The sequence below is a fragment of the Microbacterium arabinogalactanolyticum genome (assembly GCF_030268005.1).
In the GTDB taxonomy this organism is placed as follows: Bacteria; Actinomycetota; Actinomycetes; order Actinomycetales; family Microbacteriaceae; genus Microbacterium; species Microbacterium arabinogalactanolyticum.
On record NZ_BRZC01000003.1, the window covers coordinates 55586 to 70904 of the forward strand.

A 15319-nucleotide genomic window follows, 5' to 3' on the forward strand; every position below is an offset into this window, starting at 1 on the left:
TGATGTTCTGGCGGGTGATGACTACCGTGGCATCCGACGTTATCCACAGGGGGAGACCACGCTTCGAGCGACCTTTCCACAACCTCGCCCGGAGCACCATGACCACTGCAGCCCACCCCGATGTGCCGATCTGGTCGACTCTGCGCGATCGTCTCGCCGAGGATGAGCGGGTCTCGCCGCAGCTGCACGGCTTCCTCAGCCTGGTGGTTCCCGCCGGCGTGATGGGCGGGGTGCTGTACCTGGACGTGCCGAACGATCTCACCGCCGCGCAGATCAACAAGCGACTGCGCATCCCGCTGATGGAGGCGCTGTCCCAGATCGGCGATGAGGTCACCTCGTATCGCACGGTGGTCAACCACGAATTGGCCGACCAGCCGACGGCCCCGATCTCGGTTCCCGACTTCACCACTCCCGAGCCTGTTCGCGCCGAACCCGCGGCGGAGACGCCTCAGGCTCTGCGCCACGAATCGCGCCTCAACCCGAAGTACACCTTCGACAACTTCGTCATCGGCCAGTCCAACCGCTTCGCGCATGCGGCGGCGGTCGCCGTGGCCGAGGCACCTGCGAAGGCGTACAACCCGCTGTTCATCTACGGCGACTCCGGACTGGGCAAGACCCACCTCCTGCACGCGATCGGCGACTACGCGCAGTCGCTGTACGCCGGGGTGAAGGTTCGCTACGTCTCGAGCGAGGAGTTCACGAACGACTTCATCAACTCGATCGCGAACAACCGCGGCGCCGCCTTCCAGAGCCGGTACCGCGAGGTCGACATCCTGATGATCGACGACATCCAGTTCCTGCAGGGTCGCGCCGAGACGCAGGAGGCGTTCTTCCACACCTTCAACCAGCTGCACGACCACAACAAGCAGGTCGTGATCACCAGCGATGTCGCCCCGAAGCTGCTCACCGGCTTCGAGGACCGGATGCGCAGCCGCTTCGAGTGGGGTCTGATCACGGATGTGCAGGCGCCCGACCTGGAGACCCGCATCGCGATCCTGCGCAAGAAGGCGCAGAGCGAGTCGCTCCACATCCCCGATGAGGTGCTGGAGTACATCGCGACCGTGGTCTCCTCGAACATCCGCGAGCTGGAGGGCGCGCTGATCCGGGTCTCGGCGTTCGCGAGCCTGAACCGCTCGGCGCTCGACATCTCGCTGGCGCAGACCGTGCTGCGCGACATCGTCGACACCACCGAGGACAACGTGATCTCGCCGACGGACATCATCACGTCGACGGCCGCGTACTTCAAGCTCACCGTCGACGACCTGTACGGCTCGAGCCGTTCGCAGCAGATCGCGATCGCCCGCCAGATCGCCATGTACCTGTGCCGCGAGCGCACGAACCTGTCGCTGCCGAAGATCGGTCAGCTGTTCGGAAACCGCGATCACACCACCGTGATGTACGCCTGCAAGAAGATCAGCGAGCTCATGAAGGAGCGCCGCTCGGTCTACAACCAGGTCACCGAGATCACCACCCAGATCAGCCGTCGCTGACGCCCCCGACACGCCTGAAGTCCCGCGGAATCGGGACGGTTGTCCGCAGGGGTTGTGGATAACTTGTGGAAACTTCGGCTTCCGGATGCTGTCGAGCAGACCCACCTGTGGATAACAGGAACCGCCGCCTCGGAGTCGGATCCCTCCGAAAGCCCCGGAATCCTCAGGGTCTCCACAACTGACAAGCGTGTAGTTTCCTACTCTCCGCTGCTATCCACCGACTTATCCACAGAATCCACAGTTGTTAACACCGTTAAGAGATCAATCTCAGTGAAGGGCTCCCCGATCACCAGACGGATGTGGACGGACAGGCCGTCACAGCCCTGTTCGGGGTAGCGGGGGCTTCGCCCTGTGCGACTAGCATGGGATCGCCTGCAGTGGGCCCACTGCGAAAGGTGAAGTACAACGAGGGAGCGCCCGTGAGGTTCCAGGTCAACCGCGATGTGTTCAGCGAGGCTGTGTCCTTCGTCGTCAAGCTGCTGCCGCAGCGCAATCCGCAGCCGATCCTGGCTGGTGTGCTCATCGAGGCATCGGCTGAGGGGCTGACCCTCTCGGCCTTCGACTACGAGGCATCCGCCCGCACCACGATCGAGGCGACCGTCGACGAGCCCGGCACGATCCTCGTGCACGGTCGTCTGCTGTCGGACATCGCCAGCCGGCTTCCCAACGCGCCGATCGAGATCGCGGTGGAGGAGGACGGCGGAATCGCCGTCACCTGCGGTTCCGCCCGGTTCACCCTCGCGGCCATGCCGGTCGAGGAATATCCCTCCATCCCCGAGGTGACCGGTTCGACGGGCGTCGTCCCGGCCGAGGAGTTCGGCACCGCGATCGCACAGGTCGCGTTCGCCGCGTCCCGCGACGACGTGACCCCGGTCCTCACCGGTGTGCAGCTCGAGGTCTCGGGCACCACCCTCAGCCTGGTCGCGACCGACCGCTACCGCGTCTCGCTCCGCGACGTGCCGTGGGACGGGGAGGGCGCCGAGCAGACCGCGCTGGTCCCGGCCCGCACGCTCACAGAGGTCGGGAAGACCTTCGCGCACGCCGGCAACATCGAGATCGCGTTCTCCGGAGCGGGTGACCGCGAGATCATCGCTTTCACGGCGGGCAACAAGACCGTGACATCTCTCCTGATCAAGGGCAATTTCCCGCCCGTGCGCAGGCTGTTCCCCGAGCAGACCGACCACTACGCGGTCGTCAACACGGGCGACCTCATCGAGGCCGTGCGCCGTGTCGCCCTGGTGCTCGACCGCTCCGCTCCGCTGCGGTTCACGTTCGGCGCCGACGGCGTGACGATGGACGCATCCGGCAGTGAGCAGGCCCGCGCTTCCGAGTCGGTCGACGCTCACCTGAACGGCGGCGACGAGGTGACGCTCGGTCTGAACCCGCAGTACCTCCTCGAGGCGCTCGGCGCGGTCAAGAGCGAGTTCACTCGCGTCACGTTCACGTCGAGCGACAACGCCAACAAGCTCAGCCCGGTGCTCGTGACCAGCCAGACCTCGGTGGATCAGGCGGGTCTCGACTCGTTCAAGTACCTGCTGCAGCCGAACCTGCTGCTGCGGTGACGCTCGAGCCGATCACACCGGAGCTCGCGCGGCGGATCGTCGCGCGGGATCAGCGTGACGGTGACCGCTGGCATTCGGACTATCCCTTCGCGGACGAGCTGGTGCCGTTGCGGATGCTGGCGGGCCAGGATGCCGCGGATGCTGTCTTCACGCTGTACATGATCCGAGAAGAAGGCCTGGCCGTGGGCGGTTTCGGCTTCTTCGGACCACCGGGCGAGTCGGGCACCGTCGAGTTCGGCTACGGCCTGATCCCCTCCGCTCGAGGCCGCGGACTGGCCACGGATGCCGTGGCCGAAGGGCTGCGGATCGCCGCGGCGGCCGGCGCGCGGCGCGCGATCGCCGACACCGACCTCGACAACGCGCCCTCCATCCGGGTACTCGAGAAGTCCGGTCTCGTCGAGACCCACCGCTCCGCCGACAAGGTGTTCTTCGCGCGGGAGCTCTGACACGCGGAGCCCCCGGCACCGGCATCCAGCGCCGGGCTGAGCGTCCGACCCCGAAGGTAGGCTGATCCTCGTGATTGTGGAGCACCTAAACCTGGGCGATTTCCGCAATTACGCGACCGCCGATCTCACCTTGCACCGCGGCCCCAACGTGCTCGTCGGCAGCAACGGACAAGGAAAGACCAACCTCGCCGAGGCGATCGTGTTCCTCGCGACGCTCGGTTCCCACCGGGTGTCGTCAGATGCCCCGATGGTGCGGGACGGCAGGGAATTCGCGGTGGTGCGCGCACGTCTGGTGCATGGTGAGCGCAAGGTGCTCGTCGAGGTGCAGCTCAACAGGCAGGGATCGAACAAGGCGCGCATCAACGGGTCTCCGTCGAAGACCAACGAGCTGCCGCGCTACGCGCATGTCGTGCTTTTCGCGCCCGAGGACCTGCAGATCGTCCGCGGCGATCCGTCATCGCGCAGAAGATTCGCAGATCAGCTGCTGATTCAGCGCACGCCGCGGATGGCAGGGGTGATCGCCGACTACGAGCGCGTGCTGCGGCAGCGCACCGCTCTGCTGAAGTCCGCCCGTGCGCGCGGAGTGCGCGGCGAGGGCCTGTCCACGCTCGACGTGTGGGACGACAAGCTCATCTCGCTGGGCTCCGAGATCATCCATGCGCGCCTGCGGCTGGCATCCGATCTGCAGGGTCCGCTGACCGAGGCCTACGCGGCGATCGCAGGAGCCGACCACCGTCCGCAGCTCGACTGGGCGCTGTCGGTGCGCGGCGGAGACCCCGAGGAGGGCGAGCCCGACGCCGAACTCGACGTCCGCGGCGAGATCGAGGAGCAGTTCCGCGCCGCGCTGCAGGCGAAGCGCTCGAAGGAGATCGAGCGCGGGCTGACGCTGGTCGGGCCCCACCGCGACGACCTGATCCTGCGCGTCCGCGATCTTCCCGTGAAGGGGTACGCCTCGCATGGCGAGTCCTGGTCCGTGGCGCTCGCGCTGCGCCTGGCATCCGCGGAACTCCTGCGCGCCGAGTCCCCCGCCGGGGACCCGGTGCTGATCCTGGACGACGTCTTCGCCGAGCTCGACGCCGACCGGCGCCAGCGTCTGGCGGCCATCACCTCCGGATACGAGCAGGTGATCGTCACAGCCGCCGTCGAGGGGGACATCCCCGAGCCGCTGCACCGTCATGTCGTGCGCATCCACGCCGGAACCATCAGCGATGAGCGTCCTTCGTCTCGCTCCGCTCGCTCAGGAACCGAGGACGATCTGGGCTCTGCAGGAACCGAAGAGGAGGCGGCCGATGATGGACCCGCAGCCTCCTGAGACCGTCGCGACCTACCTGCGGCTGCGCGGCCTGAAGCCCAGTTCGAAGAACTGGAAGCGCCGCAAGCGCATCGAGGTCGACGACGACAACGCGCCCTTCTCCAAGGGACGCGATCCGGGCACGCTCGGCGACATCCTCGCCAAGCTCACCAGGGACTCCGGCTGGGAGAAGACGCTCGCGGCCGAGGACCTGGTGCGGCAGTGGGCCGAGCTCGCCGGCGCCGACACCGCCAAGCACTCCGAGCCCGTGTCGCTGGAGCGCGGCGTTCTCACTGTGAAGTGCGATTCCACGGCGTGGGCGAAGAACCTGCAGTTCATGCGCGCCGTGATCATGACCGAGATCGGGAACCGCTATCCGGATGCCGGTGTCGAGAACATCCGGTTCATCGGCCCGGACGTCCCGTCGTGGAAGTGGGGACCGCGGGTCGTGCCGGGACGGGGCCCACGGGACACCTACGGGTAGGGCATCACGACCGGGGGCTCAAGCCCTCAGAAGCGCACACACGGCGTTTGAGGCGTATATCGACCATCGAAACCCGCTAGAATGGGACGGTACTTTCGATGTGGAGAACCATTTCTGATGACGCCTGAAACACCTGCCGACGACGAGAACGCCCCCTCGACAGGGACGGAGCCGAACACACAGGAGTCGAAGAAGGTCCCCGGCGACTACGGCGCCGATCAGATCCAGATCCTCGAAGGCCTCGAGGCGGTCCGCAAGCGGCCCGGCATGTACATCGGCTCGACGGGTCCGCGCGGTCTGCACCACCTCGTGTACGAGATCGTCGACAACTCGGTCGATGAGGCCCTCGCCGGCTACGCCGACAACATCGACGTCACCATCCTCGCCGACGGCGCGGTCCGCGTCGTCGACAACGGCCGTGGCATCCCGGTCGATCCGCACTCCTCCGACCCGACCAAGTCGACCGTCGAGGTCGTGCTGACGATCCTGCACGCCGGCGGCAAGTTCGGCGGCGGCGCGTACGCCGTCTCGGGTGGTCTGCACGGTGTGGGCTCCTCGGTCGTGAACGCGCTCTCGACCCGCTTCGAGGTGGCGGTCAAGCAGAAGGGCTTCGTCTGGCGGCACGTCTTCGCCGACGGCGGCACCCCCCAGCAGAAGCTGGAGAAGGGCGAGGAGACCTCCGAGACGGGAACCAGCATCACGTTCTGGCCGGACCCGGAGATCTTCGCCGAGACCATCGAGTTCGACTACGAGACCCTGCGCACCCGCTTCCAGCAGATGGCGTTCCTGAACAAGGGGCTGCGCATCGCCCTGCGCGACGAGCGCGAGGCATCCGCCTACGAGGTCGACGGTCCCGACGGCACGAGCATCACCAAGCAGCCCTCCGACGTGTTCCTCTACGAGCGCGGTCTGGTCGACTACGTCGAGTACCTCAACAAGGTGCGCAAGGCAGAGGTGGTCAACGAGGAGATCATCGACTTCGACGCCGAGGACACCGAGCGCAAGATCTCGCTCGAGGTCGCGATGCAGTGGACCACGTCGTACACCGAGAACGTGTTCACCTACGCCAACACGATCAACACGCACGAGGGCGGCACGCACGAGGAGGGCTTCCGCGCAGCGCTGACCAGCCTGGTCAACCGCTACGCCAGGGCGAACAACCTGCTCAAGGAGAAGGACGACAACCTCTCCGGCGACGACGTGCGCGAGGGTCTGACCGCGGTCATCTCGATCAAGCTCGGCGAGCCGCAGTTCGAGGGCCAGACCAAGACCAAGCTCGGCAACACCGAGGCGAAGGCGTTCGTGCAGAAGGTCGTGAACGATCAGCTGGGCGACTGGTTCGAGCGCAACCCGGCGCAGACGAAGAACATCATCCGCAAGGCGATCGATGCCGCCACTGCGCGCATCGCCGCCCGCAAGGCGCGTGAGACCGCGCGCCGCAAGAGCGTCTTCGAGTCGGCGGCGATGCCGGACAAGCTCAAGGACTGCACCAGCAAGGACCCGTCGATCAGCGAGATCTTCCTGGTGGAGGGTGACTCGGCCGGCGGTTCGGCGGTGCAGGGTCGCGACCCGCACACCCAGGCGATCCTGGCGCTGCGCGGCAAGATCCTCAACGTCGAGCGCGCTCGTCTGGACAAGGCCCTGGGCAACAAGGAGGTCCAGGCGATGATCCAGGCCTTCGGCACGGGCATCGGCGAGGACTTCGACATCGACAAGGCGCGGTACCACAAGATCGTGCTGATGGCGGATGCCGATGTCGACGGCCAGCACATCACGACGCTGCTGCTGACACTGCTGTTCCGCTACATGCGCGGGCTGATCGAGGCCGGATTCGTGTACCTCGCGATGCCGCCGCTGTACCGCCTGAAGTGGACCAACGCCCCGCACGAGTACGTGTACACCGACGTCGAGCGGGATGCCCTGCTCAAGCACGGCAGCGAGAACGGCAAGCGCCTGCCCAAGGACGCCGGCATCCAGCGCTACAAGGGTCTCGGTGAGATGAACCCGAAGGAGCTGTGGGAGACCACGATGGATCACACCACGCGCACCCTTCGCCAGATCACGATCGACGACGCCGCGGCCGCGGACGAGATCTTCAGCGTGCTGATGGGTGAGGACGTCGAGTCGCGACGCACCTTCATCCAGCGCAACGCCAAGGACGTCCGCTTCCTCGACATCTGACCCCCTACTCCTCACCCACCGCTGATCTCGGACAACAGAACACGCACGTAGGACGGAGGAATCTTCTCGGAATGAGCATCGGGAGGGGCCCGCGAAGCGGGAGGGAACCCGTTCTGCGAATGAAGAGAAGATTCCGGAGTCCGGCAGCATCCGGAGAAGAAGAAAAGACATGACTGACGAAGAACGCCCCGAGCCGGCCCACGAGCACGGCCGCATCGACCAGGTCGACCTGCAGTCCGAGATGCAGCGCAGCTACCTCGACTACGCCATGGCCGTCATCGTCGGCCGCGCGCTGCCCGACGTGCGCGACGGACTCAAGCCCGTGCACCGCCGGGTCATCTACGGCATGTACGACGGCGGGTTCCGCCCCGACAAGTCGTTCTCGAAGTGCGCCCGCGTGGTCGGCGAGGTCATGGGTCAGTACCACCCGCACGGCGACTCGGCGATCTACGACACCCTCGTGCGCCTGGTGCAGCCGTGGTCGCTGCGCTACCCGCTGGCCCTCGGCCAGGGCAACTTCGGCTCCCCCGGCAACATGGGCGCCGCGGCTCCGCGGTACACCGAGACCAAGATGGCTCCGCTCGCGCTCGAGATGGTGCGCGACATCGAAGAGGAGACCGTCGACTTCTCGCCGAACTACGACGGTCAGACCCAGGAGCCCGACGTCCTGCCGTCGCGGTTCCCGAACCTGCTCGTCAACGGCTCGATCGGCATCGCGGTCGGCATGGCCACGAACATCCCGCCGCACAACCTCCGTGAGGTCTCGGCTGCGGCACTGTGGGCTCTGGAGAACCCGGGTCTTCCCCGCGAGGAGCTGCTCGAGGGCCTGATCCAGCGCATCCCCGGGCCGGACTTCCCCACCGGCGCGCAGATCCTCGGCACCAAGGGCATCCAGGAGGCGTACCGCACCGGCCGCGGTTCGATCACGATGCGCGCGGTCGTCGAGGTCGAGGAGATCCAGGGGCGCACCTGCCTGGTCATCACCGAGCTGCCGTACCAGGTCAACCCCGACAACCTCGCGGTGAAGATCGGCGAGCTCGCCCGCGACGGCAAGATCACGGGCATCGCCGACATCCGCGACGAGTCCTCCGACCGCACCGGTCAGCGCCTGGTGGTCGTGCTCAAGCGCGACGCGGTCGCCAAGGTCGTGCTGAACAACCTGTACAAGCACACCCAGCTGCAGGACAACTTCGGCGCGAACATGCTCGCGATCGTCGACGGCGTTCCGCGCACACTCGCGCTGGACGGCTTCATCACCAACTGGCTGGACCACCAGCTCGATGTGATCGTGCGTCGCACGGGCTTCCGTCTGCGCAAGGCGCAGGCCCGCATGCACATCCTGCAGGGCTACCTGAAGGCACTGGATGCCCTCGACGAGGTCATCGCGCTGATCCGCCGCTCCCCCACCGTCGACGAGGCGCGCGAGGGACTGAAGGCGCTGCTCGACATCGACGACGATCAGGCCCAGGCCATCCTCGACATGCAGCTGCGTCGACTGGCAGCCCTGGAGCGCCAGAAGATCATCGACGAGGCCACCGATCTCGAGGCGAAGATCGCCGACTACAAGGACATCATCGCCACCGAGGCGCGCCAGCGCGAGATCGTCCGCACCGAGCTCACCGAGATCGTCGACCGCTTCGGTGACGAGCGCCGCACGCACATCCTGCACGGCTTCGACGGCGACATGTCGATGGAGGACCTGATCCCGGTCGAGGAGATGGTCGTCACCATCACCCGCGAGGGGTACATCAAGCGCACCCGCAGCGACAACTACCGGTCGCAGCACCGTGGCGGCAAGGGCGTGAAGGGTGCGCAGCTGCGCGCCGACGACCTGGTCGAGCACTTCTTCGTCACCACCACGCACCACTGGCTGCTGTTCTTCACGGACAAGGGCCGGGTGTACCGCACCAAGACGTATGAGGTGCCGGAGGCGGGCCGGGATGCCAAGGGTCAGCACGTCGCCAACCTTCTGGCCCTGCAGCCCGAGGAGAAGATCGCCCAGGTGCTCGCGATCAGCGATTACCAGGCGAAGGACTACCTGGTGCTGGCCACCCGCGGCGGCCTGGTGAAGAAGACCCGCCTGGGTGACTACGACACCAACCGTCAGGGCGGTGTCATCGCGATCCGGATGCGCGAGGGCGACGAGCTGGTCAGCGCCGAGCTCGTGAACGCGGACGAGGACATCCTTCTCATCAGCGCCAAGGGCATGTCGGTCCGCTTCCACGCCACCGACGACGCACTGCGTCCGATGGGCCGTGCGACCGAGGGTGTGCGCGGCATGAAGTTCAAGGATGACGAGGACTGCCTGCTCTCGGCATCCATCGTGCACGACGACTCGTACGTCTTCACGGTGACCGACGGCGGCTACGCCAAGCGCACGACGGTGGGCGAGTACAAGGTTCAGAAGCGCGGCGGGACCGGCATCAAGGTGGCCAAGCTGAGCGACGAGCGCGGTGTTCTGGCGGGCGGTCTGGTCGTCTCGGAGGACGACGAGGTCTTGGTGGTTCTGTCCAGCGGCAAGGTGGTACGCTCTGCCGTGGCCGAGGTGCCCGCCAAGGGCCGCGACACCATGGGAGTCGTGTTCGCCCGGATGACGGGCGATGACCGCATCCTCGCCGTGGCACGCAACAGTGAGCGTGCCATCGACGACGAGGACGAGGCGGATGCAGAGACCTCCGAGCCCCAGACCCCCGAAGCACAGAACCTCGAACCTCAGACCCCCACGGCAGAGTCCCCTGAGGCTGAGACCCCCGAATCCTGACTACCGAAGAGAGCTGACCGATGAGCACAGTCGCAGACAAGCTGGCGAAGAAGTCCACCCGACGCACCGGTGGCAAGCAGGTGCGGCTGCGCCTGGTCTACGTCGACTTCTGGTCTGCGGTGAAGCTGTCGTTCCTGGGTGCCGTGGCACTGGCGATCGTCACGATGGTGTCGTTCTTCCTGGTGTTCATGGTGCTGCAGGCGACCGGCGTGCTCACCCAGACCAGTGACTTCCTGGACAAGATCACCGATGGCTCCATCGACCTGACGAGTCTGGTCGGACTGCCGCAGGTGATGGCGTTCGGCGCGGTCGTCGCGATCCTGAACCTGATCGTCTTCACGGTGCTCGGCGCGGTGATCGCGGGCATCTACAACCTGGCGGTCAAGGTGACGGGCGGCCTGCTCGTCGGGTTCATGTCGAACTGAGTTGCGTTCGAAGAACGCCCCTTCCTTTCGGGAAGGGGCGTTCTTCGTCTGGTGCGTCGGAGGCGGGGAGGTTCCTGTTCCGCGACAGCGCGATCGACGCGGACACCGCCGTGCGGATCGTCGACGAGGTGCTGATCCCCCTGCTCACGGACGCCCGCTGAGTGGCATCCGCTCCAGAAAGTGGCATCCGCTCCACAGATCGATGGAGCGGATGCCTGAAAAGGGAGCGGATCCGGAGCGCTAGACGACTCCGGTCGTACCCAGCAGCGTGCCGATCAGCCAGGTCGCGAGCAGCGCGAGGGCGCCGCCGATGACGAGGCGCAGCGAGGCCCGGACCGGGCTCGCCCCGCCGACCTTCGCCGAGACGTAGCCGGTGAGGGCGAGGGCGACCAGCACGGCGAGGAACGTGATCGGCACCCGCACGGCGGGAGGCGGAAGCAGGATGGCCAGCAGCGGCAGCAGCGCCCCGATCGTGAACGAGATGGCCGAGGAGATCGCGGCGTGCCACGGGTTGACCAGGTCGTCCTGATCGATGCCGAGCTCCACCTCGAGGTGAGCGGCCAGCGCATCGTGCTCGGTGAGCTCCACCGCCACCTGCCGTGCGGTCTCCTCGCTCAGGCCGCGGTCGCGGTAGAGCTGGGTCAGCTCGTCGAGCTCCTGCTCCGGCATGGTGCGCAGCTCTTCGCGCTCCTTGTGGATCAGGGCCCGTTCCGTGTCGCGCTGGCTGCTCACCGACACGTACTCGCCGAGCGCCATCGAGATCGCGCCGCCGACCAGGCCGGCGAGGCCCGCGATCAGCAGCGCCGCGTTGTCGGTCGTCGCGCCCGCGACACCCACCACCAGGGACGCCACCGAGACGATCCCGTCGTTGGCGCCGAGCACGCCTGCTCGCAGCCAGTTCAGTCTCTGACCGAGGCCCGCTCCGTGCGGCTCGTCAGGATGCGCATCCGTCATGGTGCCAGTGTAGGGAAAACCCGAATCGGGGTCTCTGGTCAGCCCCGTGTCAATGATTTCCTCATGACCGTAGCGTGGATGCCATGACCACGAATCCGACTTCCCCGGCACCGGGCCAGGGCACCGCGCCCACCGCCCCGGAAGCGCCGGTGCCGCCCGCGGCGCAGGTTCCGCCGACGGCCCCCGTCCCTCCGACGGCCCCCGTCCCTCCGACGGCCCCCGTCCCGCCGGTCGCGCCGGCGTCCGCTCCCGCGAAGGATGCCGACCGCCCGCCGCTGCGCATCGTCCTCACCGTCCTCGAACTCGCCGCACTCGGCGCCGTGGGCACGGCCGTCTTCGCCGTGCTCACCGCGACCCTCGGCATCGGCCTCGGCATGCTGTTCGTGTTCGGCATCGGCATCTTCGTGCTGCTCGCACTGGTCTACGGACTCTACGGGGTCGCCTGGTTCGAGGTGCGCCGCGTCGACGGCCTGTACGGCGGGAACCTTCCCGACCTGCAGTGGCGTCCCCGCACCCATCCGGGCTTCGGGGGGTGGCTCCGCAACGTCCTGCGGCAGTCCGTCGACGGCCGCATGTGGCGGGCGCTGCTCAACTTCGTGCTCGGATGCATCGCCGGCACGCTCGTGCTGCGCCTGTTCTGGGGCGTGATCTGGTCGGCCTTCACCGCGTTCGCCCCGCTTTCCGGGCGCTCCACGGTCGAGGGGCCGTTCGGCTCGATGGTCGCCGCGCCCTGGGCGCCGCTGGTCGGCATCCTCGGCGTGCTCGCCGCCGCTGCCGGCATCCTCGGTCTCGCCCTGCTTCATCGCCTGCTCAGCCGCGCTCTCGTCATGCCGAACCGGGAGGCCGAGCTGACCGCGCAGGTGCGCACCACCTCGGCGCAGCGTGAGGGCGCCGTCCGGGCCGCCGAGCTCGAGCGCACCCGCATCGAGCGCGACCTGCACGACGGCGTCCAGCCTCGGCTGGTCTCCGTGGGCATGACCCTGGGCCTGGCCCAGCAGAAGATCGACACCGACCCCGCCGCCGCGAAGGCCCTGATCGACGAGGCGCACACCTCCACCAAGGCCGCCATCACCGAACTGCGCCAGCTCGCGCGCGGCATCCACACCTCCGTGCTGGACGACCGCGGCCTGGACGCCGCACTCTCCGCCCTGGCGAGCCGCTCGCACATCCCCGTGCAGCTCGACGTGCGGATCGACGCCGGGACGACCGACTCCGGAGCCGGATGCCGGGACGCCGAGGCCGCGATCTACTTCGCCATCGCCGAGTCGCTGACCAACGCCGCCAAGCACTCCAGGGCCAGCGAATGCCGCGTGGTCGTGCGCAGCCGCGACGGCGGCCTGTGGGCGCGCGTCGAGGACAACGGCATGGGCGGCGCGCAGGTGCAGCCCGGAGGCGGACTCGACGGCATCACCAACCGCATCCTCGCCGCCGGCGGGACCTTCCGCCTGGACAGCCCCGCGGGCGGTCCCACCAGCCTGGAGGTGACGGTGCCGTGCGCATCCTGATCTGCCCGACCCTGAACCAGCACCGGTGGCCTGAGAACGAGGAGGTGGCGTGATGCGGATCCTCATCTGCGAGGACTCGGTCCTCCTCCGCGAAGGGCTCGTCCGCCTGCTCGAGGACGCCGGCCACGAGGTGGTCGCCGCCCTCCCCGACACCGACGGCCTCATGGACGCGGTGGTCGACACGGACCCCGAACTCTGCATCCTCGACGTCAGGCTCCCGCCGACGTTCACGGACGAGGGCATCCGGGCGGCCCTGGCGATCCGCGCCGGGCATCCGTCCCTCCCCCTCCTCGTGCTGTCCCAGTACGTGGAGGAGCGCTACGCGAGCGACCTCATCGCCGCGCAGGGCGGGGCGCTGGGGTATCTGCTCAAGGACCGGGTCGCCGATGTGGCCGAGTTCATCGAGTCGGTGCAGCGCATCGCATCCGGTGCCACCGTGCTCGACCCCGAGGTGGTCGCGCAACTGCTGACGCGCCGCAATCGCGACGAGCGGATGCTGCGCCTGACGGATCGCGAGCGCACCGTGCTCGCGCTGATCGCCGAGGGCAAGTCCAACGGCGCGATCGCCGCCCTGCTGTTCCTCAGCGAGGCCAGCATCGAGAAGCACATCACCGCCATCTTCCAGAAGCTCGGGCTCGAGCCGGAGGACGGCAACCGGCGGGTGCTGGCAGCACTCGCGCACATCGAGAACACCGGCGTCGCGGACGCCGGGAACGACTATCAGGGAGGCGTCCGATGAACGGCGCGACGAAGAAGACCGTGGGAGCACTCACCGTGGTGCTGGCGGTGTGCGGCGGCGTGGTGCTGCTGGGCACCGGGGCCGGGGCGGCGTTCGCCGGCGTGCAGCAGGTGTCGTCGCAGGAGGGCGGCACGACGCGGCAGGACGTGCAGGGCGTCACCTCCCTGGATCTCGAGGTCGGCGCCGCCGACATGACCATTGAGTTCCGGGAGGGAGTCACCGAGGCCCGCCTGGAGATCGAGCAGGGCTCGGAGCAGGACTGGTCGCTGCGGCGCGATGATGACGAGCTCAAGGTGCGCGGCCCGGGGAGCGGCTTCGACTGGTTCCGGCCGGACTGGCTGCGCGGCGAGCAGCAGGCCACGCTCGTGCTGCCCGAGTCGCTGCTCGGCATCGACGCCGATCTCACCCTTCAGGCGGGATCGCTGAGCGTGGACGGTGAGTTCGGCGAGCTGGATCTGGACATCAACGCCGGGGCGCTCACCGTGCAGGGCGCGGCGAGGGAACTGGATGTCCAGGTGAACGCCGGCCGTGCGGACATCGACCTGCGTGACGTGCGGACCGCGGAGTACACGGTGAACGCGGGCCGCGTCACCGCAGAGCTCCAGTCCGTTCCGGACGAGGTCTCGATCGACCTCACCGCCGGCCGGCTGGACCTCACCGTGCCGGACGGGTCGTACGCCCTGCGTCATCAGGCGACGGCCGGAACTCTGGAGAGCGACCTGGTGCAGGACCCCTCCAGCACGCACCGGATCCAGGCCGACGTGTCGGCCGGAACCGTCACCCTGAGCCCCGGAGGCGCCGCGGAGTGAATCGGAAACGCCCGGCCTGCACGCAGGCCGGGCTCGATTCGCTTTTCCTCAGCTTCATCCGGTAAAGTCTTGGAGGTTGACGGGGCTATAGCTCAGGCGGTTAGAGCGCTTCACTGATAATGAAGAGGTCCCAGGTTCAAGTCCTGGTAGCCCCACACATTCCCTCGAGGAATCCCCTTCGGGGCCTTAGCTCAGTTGGTAGAGCGCCTGCTTTGCAAGCAGGATGTCAGGAGTTCGAATCTCCTAGGCTCCACAGATCAAGACCCTGGCTTCTGCCGGGGTCTTTCTGGTTTCGCGGCGGAACCTTCACGTATCCTTCCGGCATGACTCCTGCGCAGGAAGAACTCGTCGAGCGGATCCGCGACTTGATCGCCGACGAGCCGGTTCAGCGCGAGGTGTCGATGTTCGGCGATCACTGCATCCTGGTGAACGACAAGATGATCGTCGGCGCGGAGAAGGACGGCGGTCTGCTGGTGCGGGTCTCCGCCGACCGGAATGATGAGCTCGTTCTGCGAGCGGGCGCGAGGCAGGCGGTGATGGGTCCCGGCCGGGAGATGGGGCAGGGGTGGATCACGGTGGATGCCGGCGAGCTGGATGAGGAGCAGCTGGCCTTCTGGGTCGATGCCGCCCTGGAGAACAACGCGGCGGTCACCGGCATCGGCCGCTGACCGG

13 protein-coding genes and 2 tRNA genes are annotated in these 15319 nt (G+C 67.4%); 14 read left to right on the top strand and 1 reads right to left on the bottom strand.

The annotated features are described in order from the left end of the window. The first annotated feature begins 98 nt into the window (after nucleotides 1-98). The 8 genes from dnaA to MIAR_RS02690 all read left to right on the top strand — a co-directional run bounded on the left by dnaA (nucleotide 99) and on the right by MIAR_RS02690 (nucleotide 10640). Nucleotides 99-1490 (top strand): chromosomal replication initiator protein DnaA, encoded by a 1392-nt coding sequence (dnaA, locus tag MIAR_RS02655; protein ID WP_285630885.1) that lies wholly within the window; start codon nucleotides 99-101, stop codon nucleotides 1488-1490. 419 nt (nucleotides 1491-1909) lie between these two features. Next, nucleotides 1910-3052 carry a DNA polymerase III subunit beta gene (dnaN, locus tag MIAR_RS02660; protein ID WP_285630888.1) on the top strand — a complete coding sequence of 381 codons (1143 nt, stop codon included), beginning with the start codon at nucleotides 1910-1912 and terminating at the stop codon, nucleotides 3050-3052. After that, nucleotides 3049-3498: a GNAT family N-acetyltransferase gene (locus tag MIAR_RS02665; protein WP_285630891.1), complete on the top strand. Its 450-nt coding sequence runs from the start codon at nucleotides 3049-3051 to the stop codon at nucleotides 3496-3498. Before dnaN ends, MIAR_RS02665 begins: the two co-directional genes overlap by 4 nt. A gap of 70 nt (nucleotides 3499-3568) precedes the next feature. Continuing rightward, a complete protein-coding gene (gene recF, locus MIAR_RS02670; RefSeq protein WP_285630893.1) occupies nucleotides 3569-4810 on the top strand; it encodes a DNA replication/repair protein RecF in 1242 nt (413 codons plus the stop codon). Next, nucleotides 4791-5273 (top strand): DciA family protein, encoded by a 483-nt coding sequence (locus MIAR_RS02675; protein ID WP_425561628.1) that lies wholly within the window; start codon nucleotides 4791-4793, stop codon nucleotides 5271-5273. Before recF ends, MIAR_RS02675 begins: the two co-directional genes overlap by 20 nt. A gap of 117 nt (nucleotides 5274-5390) precedes the next feature. Further along, on the top strand, nucleotides 5391-7454 hold the full coding sequence (gyrB, locus tag MIAR_RS02680; RefSeq protein ID WP_285630899.1) for a DNA topoisomerase (ATP-hydrolyzing) subunit B: 2064 nt from the start codon (nucleotides 5391-5393) through the stop codon (nucleotides 7452-7454). A 169-nt stretch (nucleotides 7455-7623) separates the two neighbouring features. Beyond that, complete coding sequence (gene gyrA / locus MIAR_RS02685; protein WP_285630902.1) at nucleotides 7624-10215, top strand: DNA gyrase subunit A; 2592 nt, start codon at nucleotides 7624-7626, stop codon at nucleotides 10213-10215. A 20-nt stretch (nucleotides 10216-10235) separates the two neighbouring features. Next, entirely contained in the window at nucleotides 10236-10640 is a 405-nt protein-coding gene (locus MIAR_RS02690; RefSeq protein ID WP_285630905.1) for a DUF3566 domain-containing protein, read from the top strand. A gap of 240 nt (nucleotides 10641-10880) precedes the next feature. On the opposite strand, the gene MIAR_RS02695 is transcribed toward MIAR_RS02690, so the two are convergent. Further along, complete coding sequence (locus MIAR_RS02695; protein ID WP_285630907.1) at nucleotides 10881-11594, bottom strand: VIT1/CCC1 transporter family protein; 714 nt, start codon at nucleotides 11592-11594, stop codon at nucleotides 10881-10883. 83 nt (nucleotides 11595-11677) lie between these two features. Here MIAR_RS02695 and MIAR_RS02700 point away from each other — a divergent pair, with 83 nt between their 5' ends. From MIAR_RS02700 to MIAR_RS02725, 6 genes are all read left to right on the top strand, one after another. Further along, nucleotides 11678-13099, top strand: coding sequence for a sensor histidine kinase (locus MIAR_RS02700; RefSeq protein ID WP_285630910.1), 1422 nt, complete (start codon nucleotides 11678-11680; stop codon nucleotides 13097-13099). 52 nt (nucleotides 13100-13151) lie between these two features. Beyond that, nucleotides 13152-13838, top strand: a complete 687-nt coding sequence (locus MIAR_RS02705) for a response regulator transcription factor (RefSeq protein WP_285631871.1) — start codon at nucleotides 13152-13154, stop codon at nucleotides 13836-13838. Continuing rightward, on the top strand, nucleotides 13835-14647 hold the full coding sequence (locus MIAR_RS02710) for a DUF4097 family beta strand repeat-containing protein (RefSeq protein WP_285630914.1): 813 nt from the start codon (nucleotides 13835-13837) through the stop codon (nucleotides 14645-14647). Before MIAR_RS02705 ends, MIAR_RS02710 begins: the two co-directional genes overlap by 4 nt. A gap of 81 nt (nucleotides 14648-14728) precedes the next feature. Next, nucleotides 14729-14802, top strand: a tRNA-Ile gene (locus MIAR_RS02715). Nucleotides 14803-14827: 25 nt separating this feature from the next. Further along, nucleotides 14828-14900 (top strand) — tRNA-Ala (locus tag MIAR_RS02720). Nucleotides 14901-14970: 70 nt separating this feature from the next. Then, on the top strand, nucleotides 14971-15315 hold the full coding sequence (locus MIAR_RS02725; protein WP_285630917.1) for a TfoX/Sxy family protein: 345 nt from the start codon (nucleotides 14971-14973) through the stop codon (nucleotides 15313-15315). Nucleotides 15316-15319 lie beyond the last annotated feature (4 nt).